At 67.8% G+C, this 17,151-nt stretch carries 17 protein-coding genes; 3 read left to right on the top strand and 14 right to left on the bottom strand.

Annotated features, from left to right (window positions below):
* Position 1: 1 nt before the first annotated feature.
* The 6 genes from BTE28158_RS02580 to BTE28158_RS02605 form a co-directional block, all read right to left on the bottom strand.
* Positions 2–862: a class I SAM-dependent methyltransferase gene (locus BTE28158_RS02580; RefSeq protein WP_151048615.1), complete on the bottom strand. Its 861-nt coding sequence runs from the start codon at positions 860–862 to the stop codon at positions 2–4.
* Between the two features lie 10 nt (positions 863–872).
* On the bottom strand, positions 873–1,223 hold the full coding sequence (locus BTE28158_RS02585; protein ID WP_151048616.1) for a VOC family protein: 351 nt from the start codon (positions 1,221–1,223) through the stop codon (positions 873–875).
* A 1-nt stretch (position 1,224) separates the two neighbouring features.
* Complete coding sequence (locus BTE28158_RS02590; RefSeq protein ID WP_124629012.1) at positions 1,225–1,401, bottom strand: ribbon-helix-helix domain-containing protein; 177 nt, start codon at positions 1,399–1,401, stop codon at positions 1,225–1,227.
* Between the two features lie 93 nt (positions 1,402–1,494).
* A complete protein-coding gene (locus tag BTE28158_RS02595; protein ID WP_151048617.1) occupies positions 1,495–2,328 on the bottom strand; it encodes an arylamine N-acetyltransferase family protein in 834 nt (277 codons plus the stop codon).
* Positions 2,329–2,448: 120 nt separating this feature from the next.
* On the bottom strand, positions 2,449–3,141 hold the full coding sequence (locus BTE28158_RS02600) for a hypothetical protein (protein WP_151048618.1): 693 nt from the start codon (positions 3,139–3,141) through the stop codon (positions 2,449–2,451).
* 246 nt (positions 3,142–3,387) lie between these two features.
* A complete protein-coding gene (locus BTE28158_RS02605) occupies positions 3,388–4,872 on the bottom strand; it encodes an amidase (protein ID WP_151048619.1) in 1,485 nt (494 codons plus the stop codon).
* Between the two features lie 373 nt (positions 4,873–5,245).
* On the opposite strand from BTE28158_RS02605, the gene BTE28158_RS02610 reads away from it, so the two are divergent.
* The 3 genes from BTE28158_RS02610 (at position 5,246) to BTE28158_RS02620 (ending at position 8,118) form a co-directional block, all read left to right on the top strand.
* The gene (locus BTE28158_RS02610; protein ID WP_059608454.1) at positions 5,246–5,680 is read left to right on the top strand and encodes a universal stress protein; all 435 of its coding nucleotides are present in this window, start codon (positions 5,246–5,248) and stop codon (positions 5,678–5,680) included.
* A 469-nt stretch (positions 5,681–6,149) separates the two neighbouring features.
* Positions 6,150–6,398 (top strand): hypothetical protein, encoded by a 249-nt coding sequence (locus BTE28158_RS02615; RefSeq protein ID WP_059608455.1) that lies wholly within the window; start codon positions 6,150–6,152, stop codon positions 6,396–6,398.
* A 433-nt stretch (positions 6,399–6,831) separates the two neighbouring features.
* On the top strand, positions 6,832–8,118 hold the full coding sequence (locus BTE28158_RS02620; protein WP_151048620.1) for an NRAMP family divalent metal transporter: 1,287 nt from the start codon (positions 6,832–6,834) through the stop codon (positions 8,116–8,118).
* 36 nt (positions 8,119–8,154) lie between these two features.
* On the opposite strand, the gene BTE28158_RS02625 is transcribed toward BTE28158_RS02620, so the two are convergent.
* The 8 genes from BTE28158_RS02625 to BTE28158_RS02660 form a co-directional block, all read right to left on the bottom strand.
* On the bottom strand, positions 8,155–8,556 hold the full coding sequence (locus tag BTE28158_RS02625; RefSeq protein ID WP_151048621.1) for a PPC domain-containing DNA-binding protein: 402 nt from the start codon (positions 8,554–8,556) through the stop codon (positions 8,155–8,157).
* Between the two features lie 120 nt (positions 8,557–8,676).
* Positions 8,677–9,699 (bottom strand): 2Fe-2S iron-sulfur cluster-binding protein, encoded by a 1,023-nt coding sequence (locus tag BTE28158_RS02630; RefSeq protein WP_151048622.1) that lies wholly within the window; start codon positions 9,697–9,699, stop codon positions 8,677–8,679.
* A 13-nt stretch (positions 9,700–9,712) separates the two neighbouring features.
* Positions 9,713–11,380 carry a hydroxylamine reductase gene (gene hcp, locus BTE28158_RS02635; protein ID WP_151048623.1) on the bottom strand — a complete coding sequence of 556 codons (1,668 nt, stop codon included), beginning with the start codon at positions 11,378–11,380 and terminating at the stop codon, positions 9,713–9,715.
* Between the two features lie 192 nt (positions 11,381–11,572).
* A complete protein-coding gene (locus BTE28158_RS02640; RefSeq protein WP_151048624.1) occupies positions 11,573–11,800 on the bottom strand; it encodes a DUF3079 domain-containing protein in 228 nt (75 codons plus the stop codon).
* 206 nt (positions 11,801–12,006) lie between these two features.
* Positions 12,007–13,407 (bottom strand): MFS transporter, encoded by a 1,401-nt coding sequence (locus tag BTE28158_RS02645; protein WP_151048625.1) that lies wholly within the window; start codon positions 13,405–13,407, stop codon positions 12,007–12,009.
* 28 nt (positions 13,408–13,435) lie between these two features.
* Positions 13,436–14,680 carry an NAD(P)/FAD-dependent oxidoreductase gene (locus BTE28158_RS02650; protein WP_059608462.1) on the bottom strand — a complete coding sequence of 415 codons (1,245 nt, stop codon included), beginning with the start codon at positions 14,678–14,680 and terminating at the stop codon, positions 13,436–13,438.
* Complete coding sequence (locus BTE28158_RS02655; protein WP_151048626.1) at positions 14,677–15,639, bottom strand: VOC family protein; 963 nt, start codon at positions 15,637–15,639, stop codon at positions 14,677–14,679. Before BTE28158_RS02655 ends, BTE28158_RS02650 begins: the two co-directional genes overlap by 4 nt.
* Before the next feature lie 18 nt (positions 15,640–15,657).
* Positions 15,658–17,148 (bottom strand): aldehyde dehydrogenase, encoded by a 1,491-nt coding sequence (locus tag BTE28158_RS02660; RefSeq protein WP_151048627.1) that lies wholly within the window; start codon positions 17,146–17,148, stop codon positions 15,658–15,660.
* Between the last annotated feature and the right edge of the window lie 3 nt (positions 17,149–17,151).

Consider the following 17,151-nt stretch of genomic DNA (forward strand, 5'->3'; position numbering starts at 1 on the left):
ATCACACCGTCGCGACGAGCAGCTCTTCCGCGTTGTCCGGCGGACGCAGACCGTCGCTGCGGTCGGCGAAGTAGCGACGTGCAAGCTCCGCGGCCGACACGTGCTCGGCCCGTGCGAAGCCGGCCTCCGTCGCGAGCGCGCGGATCTCCTCCGGCATGAAGAAGCTGATGAACGGCGTGCCGCTCGCGCGCGCGCCTTTGGCGGCCATTTCGAGCCCCGGACGCACACTCGGATCTGCAAGCTCGAGCGGCAGCAGGAACGTCATCGCGAACGTCGAACCCGGCGCGAGCGACGCGACTTCGCGCAACGCCGCCGCGTTCGCGTCGCGCGTCAGGTACATGCTGACGCCGGTGGACACGACGACCGCCGGCTTGCCAGGATCGAAGCCAGCGCGCACGAGCGCGTCGCGCCACGACTGCTTCGCTTCGAAATCGAACGGCACGAGCCGCAGCCAGTCCGGCACGCCGAAGCCAAGCTCGGTCAGCCGGCGGCGCTTCCACGCCTGCGGCACGGGCGGATCAACCTCGAAGACGGTCAGGCGCGACGCCATCTCCGGCCGGCGCTGCACGAAGCTGTCGAGGCCCGCGCCGAGGATCACGTACTGGCTCACGCCCCGCGCGGCGTGCTCGACGACGAGATCCTCGATGAAGCGCGCCCGCGCGACGATCGATGCGCGAAACGGCTGCGTGAACCGCGGATCCATGTCGCCGCGCTGATGCCAGCCGGGCGCCGGCGCGAGCAGGCGCAGGCCGACTTCGTCGGCGAGCACGTGCGGCGGCGCATCGAGTTCGACGTGCAGCGCGCGCCACAGCGCGACGCGTTCGGCGGTGCTGTCGGGGGCGTCCCGATGGAGGTCGGTCATCGCCGCGGCCTCACGCGCCCGGCTTGCCCGGCGCCTGCAGGCGCCAGACACGGCCGTCGGGATCGCGCACGGTCATGTCGCGCGTACCCCAGTGCGTATCCTCGAACGGAGTGACCACGTCGACGATCGGCTGCGGCCGGACCGCCTGCTCGTCGGGCACCTTCAGCACGACCTGCATGGCAGGCGTCTCGCCGGCCGGCACTTCGGCGATGAACAGAAACGGCCCGTCGCCGTTTCTCAGCTGGCCCGAGTTGTGATCGGTTTCGAATTCCAGCGTGAAGCCCAGCGCCTGGAAGAACTTTGCGGACTTGCCCCAGTTGTGCGTCGTCAGGTACACGGCTTCGATTCGCTCGGATGACATGTCATTCCTCCGTGGTGGACGGCCCGGCCCCCGGCTGCGGAGCGGCCAGATACGCGCGCAATGCGTCGGCCACCAGCGCGGACAGCGACTGTTCCGTTTCGATGGCGCGATGCTTGACCTGCCGGATCAGGCTCAGCGGCAGGTACACATTGAATTGCTTCACTTCTTCGTCGGTCATGTCTGCTAGTATGCTAGCAATCTAGCAAATGTCAATCGGGAGACCGGAACCGGCGGCGCGGCGGACGTCGACGCCCCGCCGCTCGCCACACCCTTACATCGGGTTCACCCGCGCGGCCATCCGGGTGAACAGCGCGTCGAGATCGAAGCCGCTCGTATCGATGCCGATCGTGTCGCGCAGGCACGCGCCCCACGCGGCCGCGTCGTCGAAGGTGACGGTGCGCCCCGCGCCCGCCGCGTCGCGCACCGTCAGCACGGTGTTGAACAGCGCCGCGCGGCCGTCCGGCAGCACGCGGCAGGCGATCAGGTCGTTCACGAAGATCGATTCGGGATAGGTCGACGTGAACCAGTTCGCGGCGTCGTAATCGATCCACTCGGCCGGTTTCAGCGAGAAGCGGTAAGTCGTCTGCCAGCCGTCGGGGATCTCGAACTGCATGTCGAACTCGCCGTCGACTGGCGCGCCGACGATGCGAAACGCGCCGTGCGGCGTCAGCTGCCGCTCGCCCGGCACGAAGCGCAGCGGCGCGGTCAGCGTCGCGCTGCCGAAGCCGATGTCCGCGAGCCACGTCGCGCCATCGAGATCGATGCGCAGCAGCATGTGCGTCTGCGCGGTGACGACCTCGGGCGGCCGCATCCAGCGCACGCGCGCGATCAGCGGCGTCACGCGAAAACCGATCGTCGTAAGCGCGGTGTGGAAGAGCTTGTTGAGTTCGAAGCAGTAGCCGCCGCGGCGGCGCCCGATCACCTTGTCGACGATCGCGGGCAGGTCGAGCGCGACACGTGCGCCGGTCAGCGGATTGAGGTTTTCGAACGGGATCGCCTGCGGGTGCAGCAGATGCAGCCGGCGCAGCACGTCGAGCGTCGGCTCGGCCGGGCCGTCGTAGCCGATGCGGGCGAAGTAGCGCGGGAGGTCGAACGAGTCAGTCATGAACCGGCACCGGGAACGGGAAACGCACAACGATAGCATCGCGCGATATCCCCATGTTGCGCGGGGCCATCCCGGATCGCCGCGCGCCGCCGGCACCGCGGCGCGCGGGGTGCGGCTGCGTTACGGCAGCAGCTTCAGCGCGGACGACGCGACCGCCGGCACCGAAATGCCCTGGCTCGTCGCGAACTGCACGGCCTGGCTGAGCGTCGACGCGAGCGACTGCAACTGGCCCGGCGCGCTTTGCGCGATATACGACGCGGCCTGCATGTTCTGCGGATTCAGGCCCGACTGGAGCAGCGAAGCGGCGCTGGTCGAACCGAGATTGCCAAGCCCCGACTGCAGCTGCGAATACTGCGTGAGGCCCTGGCCGAGCGATGCGAGGCCGTTGCTGAACGCCTGCTTGTCGATCGGGCCGTGGGTCGGGCCGCCGCTCGCGAACGCCTGGCCAAGCGCCTGCGACACCGACTGCTGCGCGCCGCCCATCTGCGACAGCACGGCCGGCGTCAACGCGTTGCCGCCACCGAGCAGGCTGGCGGCCTGCTGCGCCTGCCCGGCCGCGCCGGTGAGCCCCATCGCCGACGCGAGCGACGACTGCCCGGCCAGCACCTGCTGGTTCGCGCCGACGTACGCCTGCATCAGCTGCGCGACGCCGCCCTGCGCGGGTGCGGCCTGTTGCGGCCCGCCGCCGAGCAGCGCCGAGCCGATCGACTGCAGGTCGAGCTGCGCATGCGCGGCGCCGTTGGCGCCCAGCAGGATGCCGAATGCGATGCCCGCCGATGCCAGGTGCTTGCCCGTCGCGCGAATATGCTTCATCTGTTTGCCTCGTACCCGAATGATTGAGGCCAATATTGTCGAAGCGCGTCACGCGCCGCCGCAACGACTGAAACACATCGAAACGAAATCGCGCGCCGCAGCGGCTTGCAATTGCGCCGCGGTCCCGACTCGCCGCGCGCATTCGTCCGCGATTGCCGCGCGATGTCGGGCACGCGTCCGGATTCGTTCCTTTTCCGCATCAATAGCACTTGTTTCGGACATCCGCGATCGACACCGCGGCACGCATCACGCAGCCATCCACGCCGGCAGCCGCCGGCCGACCCAGTCGGCCGCCTGCTCGTAGCCACGCGCGAGCTGCAGCACCGCGAGGTCCGCGCGCGGCCGGCCGATCAGCTGCATCCCCATCGGCAGCCCCGCGTCGTTGAAGCCGACCGGCACGCTGATCACCGGGCAGCCGGCCAGCGTCCACGGCACGACCGTTTCCATCCAGCGGTGGTAGGTGTCCATCGCGCGGCCCGCGATTTCCTTCGGCCAGCGCTGCTCGACGTCGAACGGAAACACCTGCGCGGTCGGTGCCGCGATGAAGTCGTAGCGATCGAAGAAGCTCAGCACCGCCTGGTGCCACGCGGTGCGCTCGACGCTCGCGTCGAACACCTCGGCACCCTGCATCGCGAGCAGCCCTTCGACCTCGTAGATCGCCTCGGGCTTCAGCAGCGCGCGCCGTGCCGGATCGCGATAGTGCGCGAGCAGCCCGCCACCGGACAACAGATGTCGATGCGCGAGCCACAGGCGCCAGATGCGCTCGGGGGCGAACGCCGGCAGCGCCGCATCGACGTCGCAGCCGATCTCGCGCAGCGTCGCGAGGCCCGTTTCGCACTGCGCGAGCACGCCCGGCTCCGTCGCGAGATAACCGTTCCAGTCGCCGACCCACGCGATGCGCTCGCCGCGCAGGTCCTTGTCGAGCGGCTTCGCGAACGCGGCCGGATCCTCCGCAAGCGACAGCGGATCGTTCGGGTCGTAGCCGGCCTGGATCGCGAGCAGCTGCGCGACGTCGCCGACCGTGCGGCCCATCGGCCCTTCGATGCCGAGCTGCTGCATGAACACGTCGACGCCCGGCCAGCGCGGCACGCGGCCCTGCGACGGACGGAACCCGTAGATGTTGCAGAACGCGGCCGGATTGCGCAGCGAGCCGCCGAAGTCGCTGCCATCCGCGACCGGCAGCATGCGCGCGGCGAGCGCCGCCGCCGTGCCGCCGCTGCTGCCGCCGGCACTCTTCGTCAGGTCGTACGGATTGCGTGTCGCGCCGTGGATTTCGTTGAACGTATGCGAGCCGAGGCCGAACTCCGGCGTGTTGGTCTTGCCGATGAAGATCGCGCCCGCCGCACGCATTCGACCGACGCCGACCGAATCGCCCTGCGGCACGTTTTCGCGGAAAATCGGCGAGCCGTAGGTCGTCCGCAGCCCTTTGGTCATCGCGAGATCCTTCGGCGCCTGCGGCATCCCGTGCAGCCAGCCGTGATACTCGCCGCGGGCCAGCGCGGCGTCCTTTTCCGCGGCTTCGGCGAGCAGCACGGCGCGATCGCGCAGCGAGATCAGCGCGTTCACCGCGCCATTCACCCGCTCGATGTGATCGAGATAGGCACGCATCGTCTCGACGCACGACACCGCCTTGCCACGGATCGCCGACGCGAGCTCGCCGGCCGACAGGCGCACGATCGGGTCGACGGTGATGGAAGCGGGAGCGAGAAGCTGCGGGGCGCCGTGCGGCATGCGAGGTCTCCTGGAATCGGAATGGAATGGCTGGCCGCGCGGTGGCGGCAGTCCGTCCCGAACGGCCGGGAAGGCGCCGGAAAGCGGCCGCGCCGCGGTCGATGCTCTACTCTACGCGACGCCGGATGGCCAACCTCCGATATTTTCCGCCGCGATTCATTGAGGATTCGACTAAATCGGCCTGTGTCGGGCTGCCACTCGTTCGACTGGTGTAAACGTTTATGCGCATAAACTAAAATTTCTTATATTTCTAATAGGCGCAACACGAGGCGACGGACGTTAACGACATTTTTACGCGGCCGCCCAATCTCTTTAGGTCGCGCGATCCGGCGGCGCACTACGCTGGGAACATCTCGACTACGGAGCATTTTCCATGCTCAAACTGCTGGTTCCGGTCGGACATTCGCCTCGCTCGCTGCAGGCGGTTCGCCACGCGACCTTCCTGTATCGCGAACGTTGCGCATCCGAGATCGTGCTGATCAACGTGCAGGCGCCGCTCGAGGCGACGCGGCTCGAGGCGTTTCACCCGCTGTCGAGGCTTCAGTCGATCGAGGACAAGTTCGCGTGCGACGATCTGGCGATGGCGGAGCGGGTGTTGCGGGAAGCCGGTGTCCGATACAGCATCGTGAAGAAGGTCGGGCCGGTGGCCGACACGATCGCGGCCGTCGCGGCCGAGACCGGCTGCGACGAAATCGTCGTCGTTGCGCCGCGGCAGGATCCGTTTCACGCGATGCTGTCGATGTTCCGTCGCAGCGTGATGGATCGGCTCGTGCGGATCTCGAATGTGCCGGTGACGGCAGTGCGATGAACGGTGCGGCGCTTACTTGATGACCTTGCGCCAGAACACCAGATAGGTCGCGGCGGAAGACGCAATCAGCAGAATGGCCCACATCGGCGCGAGACTGATCAGCACGGAAGAGACGTTAAGCATTTGGATTCCTCACTATTTCGATAGCGATGTTCGGCACGTGCCTGTTGCGTTCGGATCCGCTGCGCCCATCGCTTGCGCGCATTGCGTTCCGTTGAAACATGCATTGATGCTATCGCTTTGAGTGCCGGCGCGACCGTCTCGCCCTGCCCGTACCCTGACATTCGTCAAACTCGCGTCAATCGCGCGCCGGTACGGCCGGCCACTGCCCCTTCCGCGTTCGCGCGGCACAAGAACGGGACGCAATTACAACAGGCATGTCGCCGTTTCAGCAGACGTTTACCGGGGGAAGCCCCAAGTGCTTCACGAAACGTGTCCGCGTTACGCTTCGGCAACGAGGAGACGAATCATGAGACGAGTGGTACACATCGCGTTTTTCGCGCTGCTGGCCTACCTGATCGGCGATCGGGCGCTGCTGCACGCGCAAGGCCGCGACGCCAGCCCGATGGCGTGTTCGCAGGGTGCCGAGCAGGTGAAATACGATGCGCTCAGCCGAGGCTTCGGCAACGCGGCCGCCAGCAGCCAGAGCGAGGCGTTCATGTCCGGCTGCCTGGTGACCGGGCGCAGCAATCGGGATGTTGCAATGACTGACCGTTGACGCCGAACGGGCGCCGCCGGACCGGTTGCGCTCATGGCGCGCCCCTGACCCGGAGACGGTCACACCCGGGGGCTTTCCGTCTTTTGCATTCCGCACCGCCGGCACTGACGTGCCACCGACAGCCGACGACACGCCGTCAATCCGGCGCGCGATGCAACCGTCGAGCGGCCGACGCGGCACGTCGGGCACGCCCCGTCGCTCGCGCCGACGCGTATCGCCGCTGCTGCGCCCTTCGCGCCGCGGTCCGGCCGCCCTCGTTCGCGAGCGCCCGGTCCGTTTTCTCCCGCAGCCCCGCTTCCCGCGCCTCGGCCAAGCCGGTTTTCTGCTGCGCCGCGCTCGGCGTTCGACACGCATCAGCCGACCGGCGCCGCCCGTCCCATGGCCCGGGCACGCCGATTGCGGCTCGGTTGCCCCCTTCCCACGGGCCGCCGACATGAACGACAACGAGTCCCTCGATACCGCGCAGCCTCGTCCGCGCGCGGCAACGTGGCTCCGGCGCCTCGGGCCGGGCCTCGTCACCGGTGCCGCCGACGACGATCCGTCAGGCATCGGAACCTATTCGCAGGCGGGTGCGCAGTTCGGATTCGAACTGCTCTGGTCGCTGCTGCTGACCTATCCGCTGATGACGGCGATCCAGCTGGTCAGCGCGCGCATCGGCCGCGTGACGGGCAAAGGCCTCGCGTCGAACATGCGCGCGCACTACCCGTCATGGCTGCTCTACAGCGCAGTGGCATTGCTGTTGATCGCGAACGTGATCAACATCGCGGCCGACCTGTCGGCGATGGGCGCGGCGGTCAATCTCCTGCTGCACGGCCCTCAGGAACTCTATGTCGTCTGTCTGGGCGGCGTGTCGGCCGTGCTGCAGATTTTCGTGCCGTACGACCGGTATGCACGCCTGCTCAAATGGATCGCGCTGGTCCTGCTCGCGTATGTCGCGGTGGCGCTCATCGTGCCCGTCCATTGGGGCGAGGTCGGCCGCGCGATCGTGTGGCCGCATATCCAGCTGACCGCCGCCTACCTGACCACGGTCATCGCCGTGCTCGGCACCACGATCAGCCCTTATCTGTTTTTCTGGCAGGCGTCGCAGGAGGTCGAGGAACTGCATGCGGAGCCGAACCAGCACGCGTTGCGGCACGCACCGCATCAGGCACCCGCGCAGTTGCGACGAATCAACTTCGATACCTGGGTCGGCATGGGCGTATCGAACGTCATTGCGTTCTTCATCACGCTGACCGCAGCGGCCACGCTCAACATGCACCACATCGAAGTGAAGACGTCCGCCGATGCCGCGCGCGCGCTCGAGCCCATTGCCGGGCACTTCGCGTACATGCTGTTTGCGCTCGGGATCGTCGGCACCGGCCTGCTGGCGTTGCCGGTGCTCGCCGGATCGGCCGCGTATGCGGCCTCGGGCAGCTTCCGCTGGCGCAACAGCCTCGCGCTTCGGCTCGGCGTCGCGCCCGAATTCTATGCGGTGATCGCCCTCGCGATCGTGGGCGGCGTCGCGATCACGTTCATGCATTTCGACCCGATCCGCGCGCTCTACTGGAGTGCGGTCATCAACGGCGTGACCGCGGTTCCGATCATGATCGTGATGATGCTGATGGCCGGCAGCCGACGCATCATGGGCAAGTTCGCCGTGACGGGCGCGCTGGCGTGGGGCGGCTGGGCCGCGACGGTCGCGATGGCGATCGCGGCGATGGGGGTGTTCGTGCCGGGGTAAGCCGCATCGGTCACCTGCGCCAGACCGTGCGCACGATCAGCCTGACTCCGGACGAATCACCAGCTCGTTGAACCCGGTCCCTGCATCGGGTTCACGGGAGAAACGATATGCGGGCAACAGCACGAGCAGGATCTCGGCGGTCGTCCGCACCATGCAACCGCTCGCGACGTGTCCGCCCGACACGCGGCCGTTCGCATCGGACACCGACATATGAAGGTGCGCGCCGTCCGGCGAGACCGAACCGGCCAGCGTCAGGATCTCGAGGTCGCCGCGCAGTTCGGTCGGCGCGTCGACACCGGCAAAGCGCAACTGCGCGACGGTCAGGCTGCCGATCCCCTGGATCACGAATGCCGCGTGTGTGTCGAGCCGGCACAATGCCTGCTCGACCGATGCGCGCAGATCGTCGCCGAGGGAAAGACGCAAAGGATGGGCTTGCATGGTCGATAACCTGCTGGTGGGCCGGGGTGTCGACAAAGCGTACGTTCGACCGGGCCATCCGGCAAGCCGCCTGCCGGATCGCGCACCGCGCCTGCGTCACGGCAACGCGCCGCACGCGCATCACACGGTGAATCGTTCGCTCGCGAATTGCGCGTCCGGCACGCCGGCCGCAACGGCAACTCCCCGTGCGCCCTCGACGAGCGGCGGCGGCCCGCATACGTACACATCCGGCAGCACTTCGGCCTGCGCAAGCGCCTCGCGCAACGCATCGACCGGCGTCCCGCGGAACCCGACCCATGCCGTGCCCGGTCGCCATACGCACAAGTCGATCCGCAGTTGCGGCAACTCGGCCTGCAATCTCTCCAGCTCGTCGAGCATGAAAAGTTCGCTTTCCTCATTGACGCCGAAGAACAGCCGTGCGTCGCCCGCCTCCTGATACTCGGCCATGCGCCTGAGCATCGACAGGACCGGCGCAAGCCCCGTGCCGCCCGCGACGAACCAGCGTGGCCGAAGGCTGTCCGCGAACAGGCCGAATCCGCCCATCGGCACGCGCACGGTCAGCGGGTCGCCGTGCCGCGCGCGCTCGCGCAGATAAGCCGAGAACCAGCCGCCCGGCCGCAACCGGATCAGGAATTCCAGGCGGCCGTCCCAGTTGCTCGTGTTCGCGAGCGAATATGGACGGCGCACACCGCTGCCTGGCACCTCCAGTTCCGCGAACTGGCCGGCTTCGAACTCCGCAGCCGCGCCGAACGCGTCGTCGGGCTCGATCTGCAGCTCGACGCGCATCGTGTCGCGCGCGATGGTATCGAGCGCCGCGATCCTCGCGGTGCGCACGGGCACCGGCTGCAGCAGCACCTTGGCGCGGTCGTACGGCGCGGCGACCCGCAGATCGCCGCGCGGCGTCGTCCGGCACAGCAACACCGCGCCGGGCTGGCCGGCCGGCAACGCGTCGGCGCTGTGGTCCCGCATCTCGTACGGGCCGTCGACGACGGTCGCCTGACAGGCACCGCAGCTGCCGCGTCGGCATTGCGACGGCAGCGTGATGTCTGCCTGCGCCGCCGCCGCGAGCAGATCCTGGCCGGGCTCGCAGTCGAAGCCGAACGGCGCGCCGTCGCGCGTCGTGATCTCGATCCGGTAGCTCATCGAACGATCCCGTTCATGCTGCCTTGCGCGCGAGCGCCGCGGCCAGATCCGTGTCTGCCTCACCGATCGGCTGGATCCCGAACTGATCGACCAGCACCGCGAGCACGCCCGGCGTGATGAACGCCGGCAGCGACGGCCCGAGCCGGATGTTGCGGATCCCAAGTGCGAGCAGCGTCAGCAGCACCGCGGCCGCCTTCTGTTCGAACCACGAGATGACGAGCGACAGCGGCAGGTCGTTCACGCCGCATTCGAACGCATCGGCGAGCGCGGTCGCGATCCGGATCGCGGAATAGCTGTCGTTGCACTGCCCGACGTCGAGCAGGCGCGGAATGCCGCCGATATCGCCGAACGCGTGCCGGTTGAACCGGTATTTGTTGCAGCCGAGGGTCATCACGACCGTGTCGTCGGGTGCCTGTTCCGCGAACTCGGTATAGTAGTTGCGGCCCGGCGCCGCGCCGTCGCAGCCGCCGATCAGGAAGAAGTGGCGGATCTGCCCTGCCTTCACCGCGTCGATCACCTTGTCCGCGACGCCCAGCACCGCATGCCGGCCAAACCCGACCGTGATCGTCTCCTCCGGCGCGGTGGCCGGGAATCCGGGCAGTGCCTGAGCGGCACGAATCAGCATCGAGAAATCGTGATGCTCGAGATGACGCACGCCCGGCCAGCCGACCGGCCCGGTCGTGAAGATCCGCTGCCGGTATTGCGGCAACGGCTCGATGATGCAGTTGGACGTCATCAGGACCGGCCCGGGGAAATGCGCGAAGTCGCTCTGCTGGTCCTGCCACGCGCCCCCGTAGTTGCCGGCCAGATGCGCAAAGGCTTTCAGCGTCGGATACGCGTGAGCCGGCAACATCTCGCCGTGCGTATAGACCTGGATGCCTGTGCCCGCCGTCTGTTCGAGCAACGCATGCAGATCGCCGAGATCGTGGCCGGACACGAGGATCGCCTTGCCGGCCACCGGCGACACGCGCACCGCGGTCGGCTGTTGCGCACCGAAGCGGCCGGTGTTCGCGTTGTCCAGCAATTCCATCACCGTCAGGTTCAGCCGGCCAAGATCGAGCGCCTGCGCGAGCAGCGCGTTGACGTCGTCGGGATCGCCCGCGAGAAACGCGAGTGCCGCTTCGACGCCCTCGTACACGTCGTCGCGTTCGTAGCCCAGCACCTTCGCATGATGCGCATACGCGCACACGCCCTTCAGCCCGTACAGCACCAGCGCACGCAGCCCGACGATATCGGCACCCACCGTGTCAAGGCCCGCATCGATGCCGACGCGCGCCGCCTGCTTCAGCAAGCCGGCCAGATCGTCCGCCGGCTGCCACGCGGCGGGCCCCGTCAGCACCGGCACGGCCGTGCCAGCCGCCCGTGCGTGCGCTTCGCACGCGGCCTTCACACGATCGCGCGTCTGTGCTGCTTCGCGCAACAGCGCGACGAAGCGCGCCGCATGGAAGTTCACGTTGGTCAGCGTGGTGAACATCGCGTACAGCACGAAGCGGTCGGCCTCACGGTCTGGCTCGCCCATCGTGCGCGCGATCGCGGCGTACTGCGCGATGCCCTTCACCGCATGAACCAGCAGGTCCTGCAGATCGGCCGTCGTCTCGTCCTTGCCGCAGTTGCCCTTCGCCGATGCGCAGCCGGGCCGTGCGCCGGTCCGGTCGGTCTGTTCGCATTGATAGCAAAACACGGTGCTCTCCTTTCTCGATCATGGGGGCGCGGGTCGGCGCGAGCGGCGGTGGGAAGCGTGTTCCGGGCCGCCGGGCGTCTCGCCCGCTTCAAGATGCGTGCTTTATGCATCTTTTTCATGATGTTTCAGCGCGCCTTTCGCTAGCGTGATGCAGGTCAAGAAAGCGCGCGCACGCGGTGGGACAACTTGTCGCTACGACTGCCCGCCAGCCGGCGCCGCGGTTGCCTCGTCGTTTTCATCGTCCGCATAGTCGATGCCCCAATCGCCGTATCGATACCAGTCGTCGCCGAGCAGTTCGCTCGGGTGCTGCGTGCGGCTGGAGCCGTTGCCGCACCGCATCGCATGCGTCGGGCAGTAGTTGTCGCATCCCCAGCAGATCCGCTCCGGATGCCCAGGATGCAGCGGAAATGTCTTGGCCATCGTTCGTCATCCTCCCGGTATCGTTGCGTTCGCTACCGTTCGACTCTAAGTCCACCGCGAAACGATGCCGATGCGACATTCGTTCGCACCGGACGCACCGCACTACCCGCGCCGCTCGGTCGCGAACGCCGAACGCGATCGCCGGAAAACAAGAAGGCCCGGACGATGTCCGGGCCTTCCACGTCAGCCGTTGCGGCCAGCCGCGCTTACGCTTCGAGCGCCTCCAGCACCTTGCCTTTCGTCTCGATCCCGACGAAGTGCACGGTCACCGCCGCGATCAGCGGCACGATGCCGATCAGGTAGAACGCCGGCGCGAGGCTGCCGCCGATGATCGCGTGCGGCACGATCATCGGCGCCGCGAACGACGCGATCTTCAGCCACGCGCTGCCGAGTCCGCAGCCCGACGCACGGATGCTCGTCGGATACTGCTCCGGCGTATAGACGTACGCGGTGATGAAGCCCGATGCCATCAGCCCCAGCGACAGCGAGCAGAACACCGCGACGACGTACACCGACGATGCGTGATAGAGGCCCGCGAACGCCAACGACAGCGCGCACAGCACGAACGACCACACGATCACCGGCTTGCGTCCGAGCTTGTCGACGAGCAGCGCCGACGCAAGCGACCCGAGCACGCCCATCACCGAGCCGATCACCGCGAGATTCAGCGCGAGTTGCAACGGCGCGTGATAGAAGTTCTTGTAGATCGTCGGCAGCCACGTGGACAGCCCGTACTGGATGAACCCGCAGGTCGCCCAGAGCGTCGCCACGGCAAGCGTGCGCTTGCGATACGCGGCGCTGAACAGGTCGCTCATCCGGCGCTTCGGGTGCTGGCGCACCATCTCGTCGTACGCGGCCACCTGCGTGACCGGCGGCAGTTCGCCGCGCACCGACGATTCGAACACACCGACCGCGCGCCCGGCTTCGGGGAGGCGCCCGCGCGATGCGAGCCAGCGCGGCGATTCCGGCACGAGATGCGTGAGCACCAGCGCGAGGATCAACGGCAGCCCGCCGACGAAGTACATGATCTCCCAGCCGAACCGTGGCACGAGCCATGCGCCCAGCGCCATCGACACCAGCAAACCGATCGGAAACACGATTTCATACAACAGCACGAAGCGGCCGCGACCGTGCGCACGCGTGATTTCGTTGATGTACGTGGCTGCGACCGGCAGTTCGCCGCCGAGACCGAGCCCCTGCAAGATCCGCAGGAGCACGAATATCTCGAACGTCGGCGCGAAACCGCACGCGATGCTCGTGATGCCGATCACGGCCGAACTCCACGCGATCGCCTTCACGCGGCCATGCTTTTCCGCGAGCGCGGGAAACAGGAACGCACCGATCAGCTGGCCGATCGCGCCGGACGCGATCAGCATGCCGATCTGCGTCGGCGACAGCCCCCACTTGTGAATCAGCAGCGGCAGCGTCGCCGCGATCGTGATCACGTCGAAGCCGTCGAAGAACGTGGCGGTGCCGATCAGCACACGCGCGCGGATCTGCATCGCGTTGGTCGGAAGCCGCTCGAGCCGCGCGATGATCGCGCCGGGCGTGGAGGCGGCAGCTTCCATCGTGGCCCTGCCGGCCACGACGTTGTCGAAAGTGCTCATGCGGGGGGTCTCCTGGATCGTTCGCCGGTCAGGCAAGCGGTTTGGTCGTGTCCGCCAGGGCTTCCGTATCCACAGCCCGGCCCTGGTTCATCCACTTGCGTGCGAGCTTGAGCTCGCGTGCGTTGTTGACGGCGATGACACCTCTCACATGCCCATCGCCTACGAAAAACAGCGTCGCGCGGCGCGCGGCGAGGTCGCCGCGCACGACGAGCTGCGCATCGGCCGGCAGATCGCCGAGGATCTGCAGGTTCACGTCGTACTGATCGGACCAGAACCACGGAATCTCCGCGTACGGCGCGCGCACGCCGAGCACGGCCTTCGCAGCCGCGATCGCCTGGTTCTGCGCGTTCGCCCACGATTCGAGCCGCACGCGCCGCTTCAGCCAGCCGTTGTGATGATTCGCGACGTCACCGCACGCGAAGATCGCCGGGTCGCTGGTCGCACCGAATTCGTCGACCACGATGCCGTCGTCGATCGCCAGGCCCGCGTCGCTCGCCAGCGTCGCGTTCAGCGCGAGGCCGATGCCGGCCACCGCGAAATCGGCGTCGATCGTCGTGCCGTCGGCGAGCGTCGCGCGCACCTTCGACGCGTCGTCCGGTTGCGCGTCGAGCGATGCGAGCGCCGCGCCGAGACGCACGTCGACACCGTTCGCGCGATGCAGGTCGAGCAGGAAGTCCGACACGATCTGCGGCACCGACCGTCCGCACAGACGCGGAGCGCCTTCGACGACGACCGCTTCGACGCCGAGCTTGCGTGCGGTCGCAGCGACTTCGAGGCCGATCCAGCCGCCGCCGATCACGAGCACGCGCCGGCTCGCACGCAGCTTCTCGCCGAGCGCGGCCGCTTCGTCGAGCGTGCGCAGGTAGTGCAGGTTCGGTGTCCTGACGATTGCGTCAGGCAAGCGACGCGACGTGCCGCCAGTCGCGATCACGAGACGGTCGTATTCGATCTCGAGCCCGCTTTCGGTCTTCACCACGCGGCGCGCGCGGTCGATCGACGCCGCGCGTTCCGGCTGCCACGCCTCGACGTTCAGCGCGTCGAATTCGTCGGGACGCACGACGCGTACCGTTTCGATGTCGGCATCGCCGGCCAGCACGGCTTTCGACAGCGGCGGGCGTTCGTACGGCAGGTGCGGCTCGTCGGCGATCATCACGAGGCGGCCCGCGAACCCTTCCGCGCGCAGCGTCTTCAGCACCCAGCCGGCGGCCTGGCCGCCGCCGACCACGACGACCGTGCCCGGCAGGGCCGGCTCCTGCGAGTTCGCTTCGGTCATGATTTGCGCTCCGTCATGAACTTGCCTTCCGGCGCCTTCGCGTCCTTCTGCCGGCGCGTGTTGCCGTCGAGGCCGCCGTCGACGGCCCATTCGGCGAACACGGTCGGGCCAGGTTCGAATTCGCGCGGCTGCCACTCGGGCGTCAGCACGTCTTCGTCCGCGTAGTACTCGATCAGCGCGCCAGCCGGGTTCTGGAAGTACCAGAAATACGCGGACGACACCGGATGACGGCCCGGGCCGAGTTGCGTTTCCCAGCCGCAGCGGTCGATGTGCATGCCGCCGCCGAACACTTCGTGGATGTCCCGCACGGTGAACGCGACGTGGTTCAGGCCGCGCTTGCCGTTCGGCAACGCGAGCAGGAACAGGTCGTGGTGGCCGCCATGCGGCGCGCAACGCATGAACGCGCCGCGGCCCGGATAGCGATCCGACGTCTCGAAGCCGAGCAGCTCGTGATAGAACGTTTCCTGCGCGTCGAGGCAGTTCGTGAAGAACACCACGTGGCCAACCTCGACCGGTTCCGCGCGCGGATAAATCGGGCTCGGCTGGTCGACGCGCAGCGTCTGGCCCCACACGTTCGACGGCGAGCCGGTGATGTCGAGTTCGCGCTTGCGCGTGACTTCGACGCGAATCGCCATGCCGTTCGGATCGATGCAACCCACCGCGTCCTCGTGCGCGTAATAGCCGGGCTGGCCAGCCAGTTTCGTGCGCAGCGCGTCGAGTTCCTGCTTCGTCGCGACACCCCACGTCACCTCGCGCAGCGTCGGACCCGCCTCGAACGCCGGCGGCAGCGACGGATCGTCGGCCTTGACGACCAGCACGGTGCAGCCGTTCAGCGTTTCGAAACGTGCGCGCGTGTCGTCGTGCGCGACTTCCTTCAGCCCCCAGTCGGCGAAAAAGCGCCGGCACGTCGCGAGGTCGTCGACACCGTACGTGATCTGCTCGATACCCAAGATGCTCATTGCGTCATTCCCCTTCGCTCAGTTCGCCCACGGCAGCGGCGCGTCGTTCAAGCCCCAGTAGAGGCTCTTCTGCTGCATGTACTCGCGGATGCCGAGACGGCCCTTCTCGCGGCCCATCCCGCTCTCCTTCCAGCCCGAGAACGGCGTGGAGATCGAAAACAGCTTGTACGTGTTGATCCAGACGGTGCCCGTCTCGAGCGCGCGCGCAATGCGCCATGCGCGCTTGTAGTCGCGCGTCCAGATGCCGGCGGCAAGGCCGAACACGCTGTCGTTCGCCTGCGCGATCAGCGACGCTTCGTCGTCGAACGGTATCGCGACCAGCACCGGTCCGAAGATTTCTTCCTGGCAGATGCGCGCGGTGTTCGGCAAACCTTCGAGAATCGTCGGCTGGTAGAAGAAGCCGTCCTCGCGCCCGTCGCCCGACGGCCGCGCGCCGCCGCACAGCAGGCGGCCGCCTTCCTCCAGCCCGAGCGCGACGTAGCGCTCCACCGATTCACGATGCTTCGCGGTGATCAGCGGGCCCATCTGCGTGTCGGGCCGCGTCGGGTCGCCCACGCGCAGCTTGCGCGCGCCTTCGACGAGGCGTTGCATGAACGTGTCGTAGATCGCGCGCTGCACGAACAGGCGCGAACCCGCGATGCACGCCTCGCCCGACGAACTGAAGATGCCGTACAGCACGCCATTGACCGCGTGATCGAGATCGGCGTCGTCGCACACGATCGTCGGCGACTTGCCGCCGAGTTCGAGCGACACGGGCATCAGCTTCTCGGCGGCGATGCGCGCGATGCCGCGGCCCACTTCGGTGCCGCCGGTAAACGACACCTTCTTCACGAGCGGATGGCGCACGAGCACGTCGCCGATCACCGAGCCCTTGCCCGGCAGCACGCTCAGCACGCCCTTCGGCACGCCGGCCTCCTCGCAGATGCGGGCCAGCGCGAGCGACACGAGCGGCGTGACTTCGGCCGGCTTGAGCACCACCGCGTTGCCGCCGGCGAGCGCCGGCGCGAGCTTCTGCGCGTCGGATGCGATGGGCGAATTCCACGGCGTGATCGCCGCGATCACGCCGATCGGCTCGTGCACGCTCATCGTCAGGTAGTCGCCGCGCGACGGTGTCAGTTCCTCGTCGAGCGTTTCCAGGCACGCCGCGAAATAGCGGAACGTGTTGGCGGCGCTCGCCACCAGCACGCGCGTCTCGCCGATCGGCTTGCCGTTGTCGCGGCGCTGCAGGTTCGCGAGCGCCTCGTGACGCTGCATGATCAGGTCGGCGATCCGGTACAGCACCAGCGCGCGCTGGTGCGGCTTGAGGCCGGCCCAGTCGGCGCGGCGCCACGCGGCGTCGGCGGCCACGACGGCTTCGGCCGCGTCTTCCGCGTTCGCCGTCGATACTTCCATGTTCAGCGACTGGTCGGCCGGGTAGATGCTCGCGTAAGGCGCGCCGCGACCGCGCCGCCACTCGCCGCCGATCAGGATGTCGCCGTTGGGTACGAGGCTCGTATCGAATGGAGTCATGTC

The sequence above is a fragment of the Burkholderia diffusa genome, from assembly GCF_902499115.1.
In the GTDB taxonomy this organism is placed as follows: Bacteria; Pseudomonadota; Gammaproteobacteria; order Burkholderiales; family Burkholderiaceae; genus Burkholderia; species Burkholderia diffusa.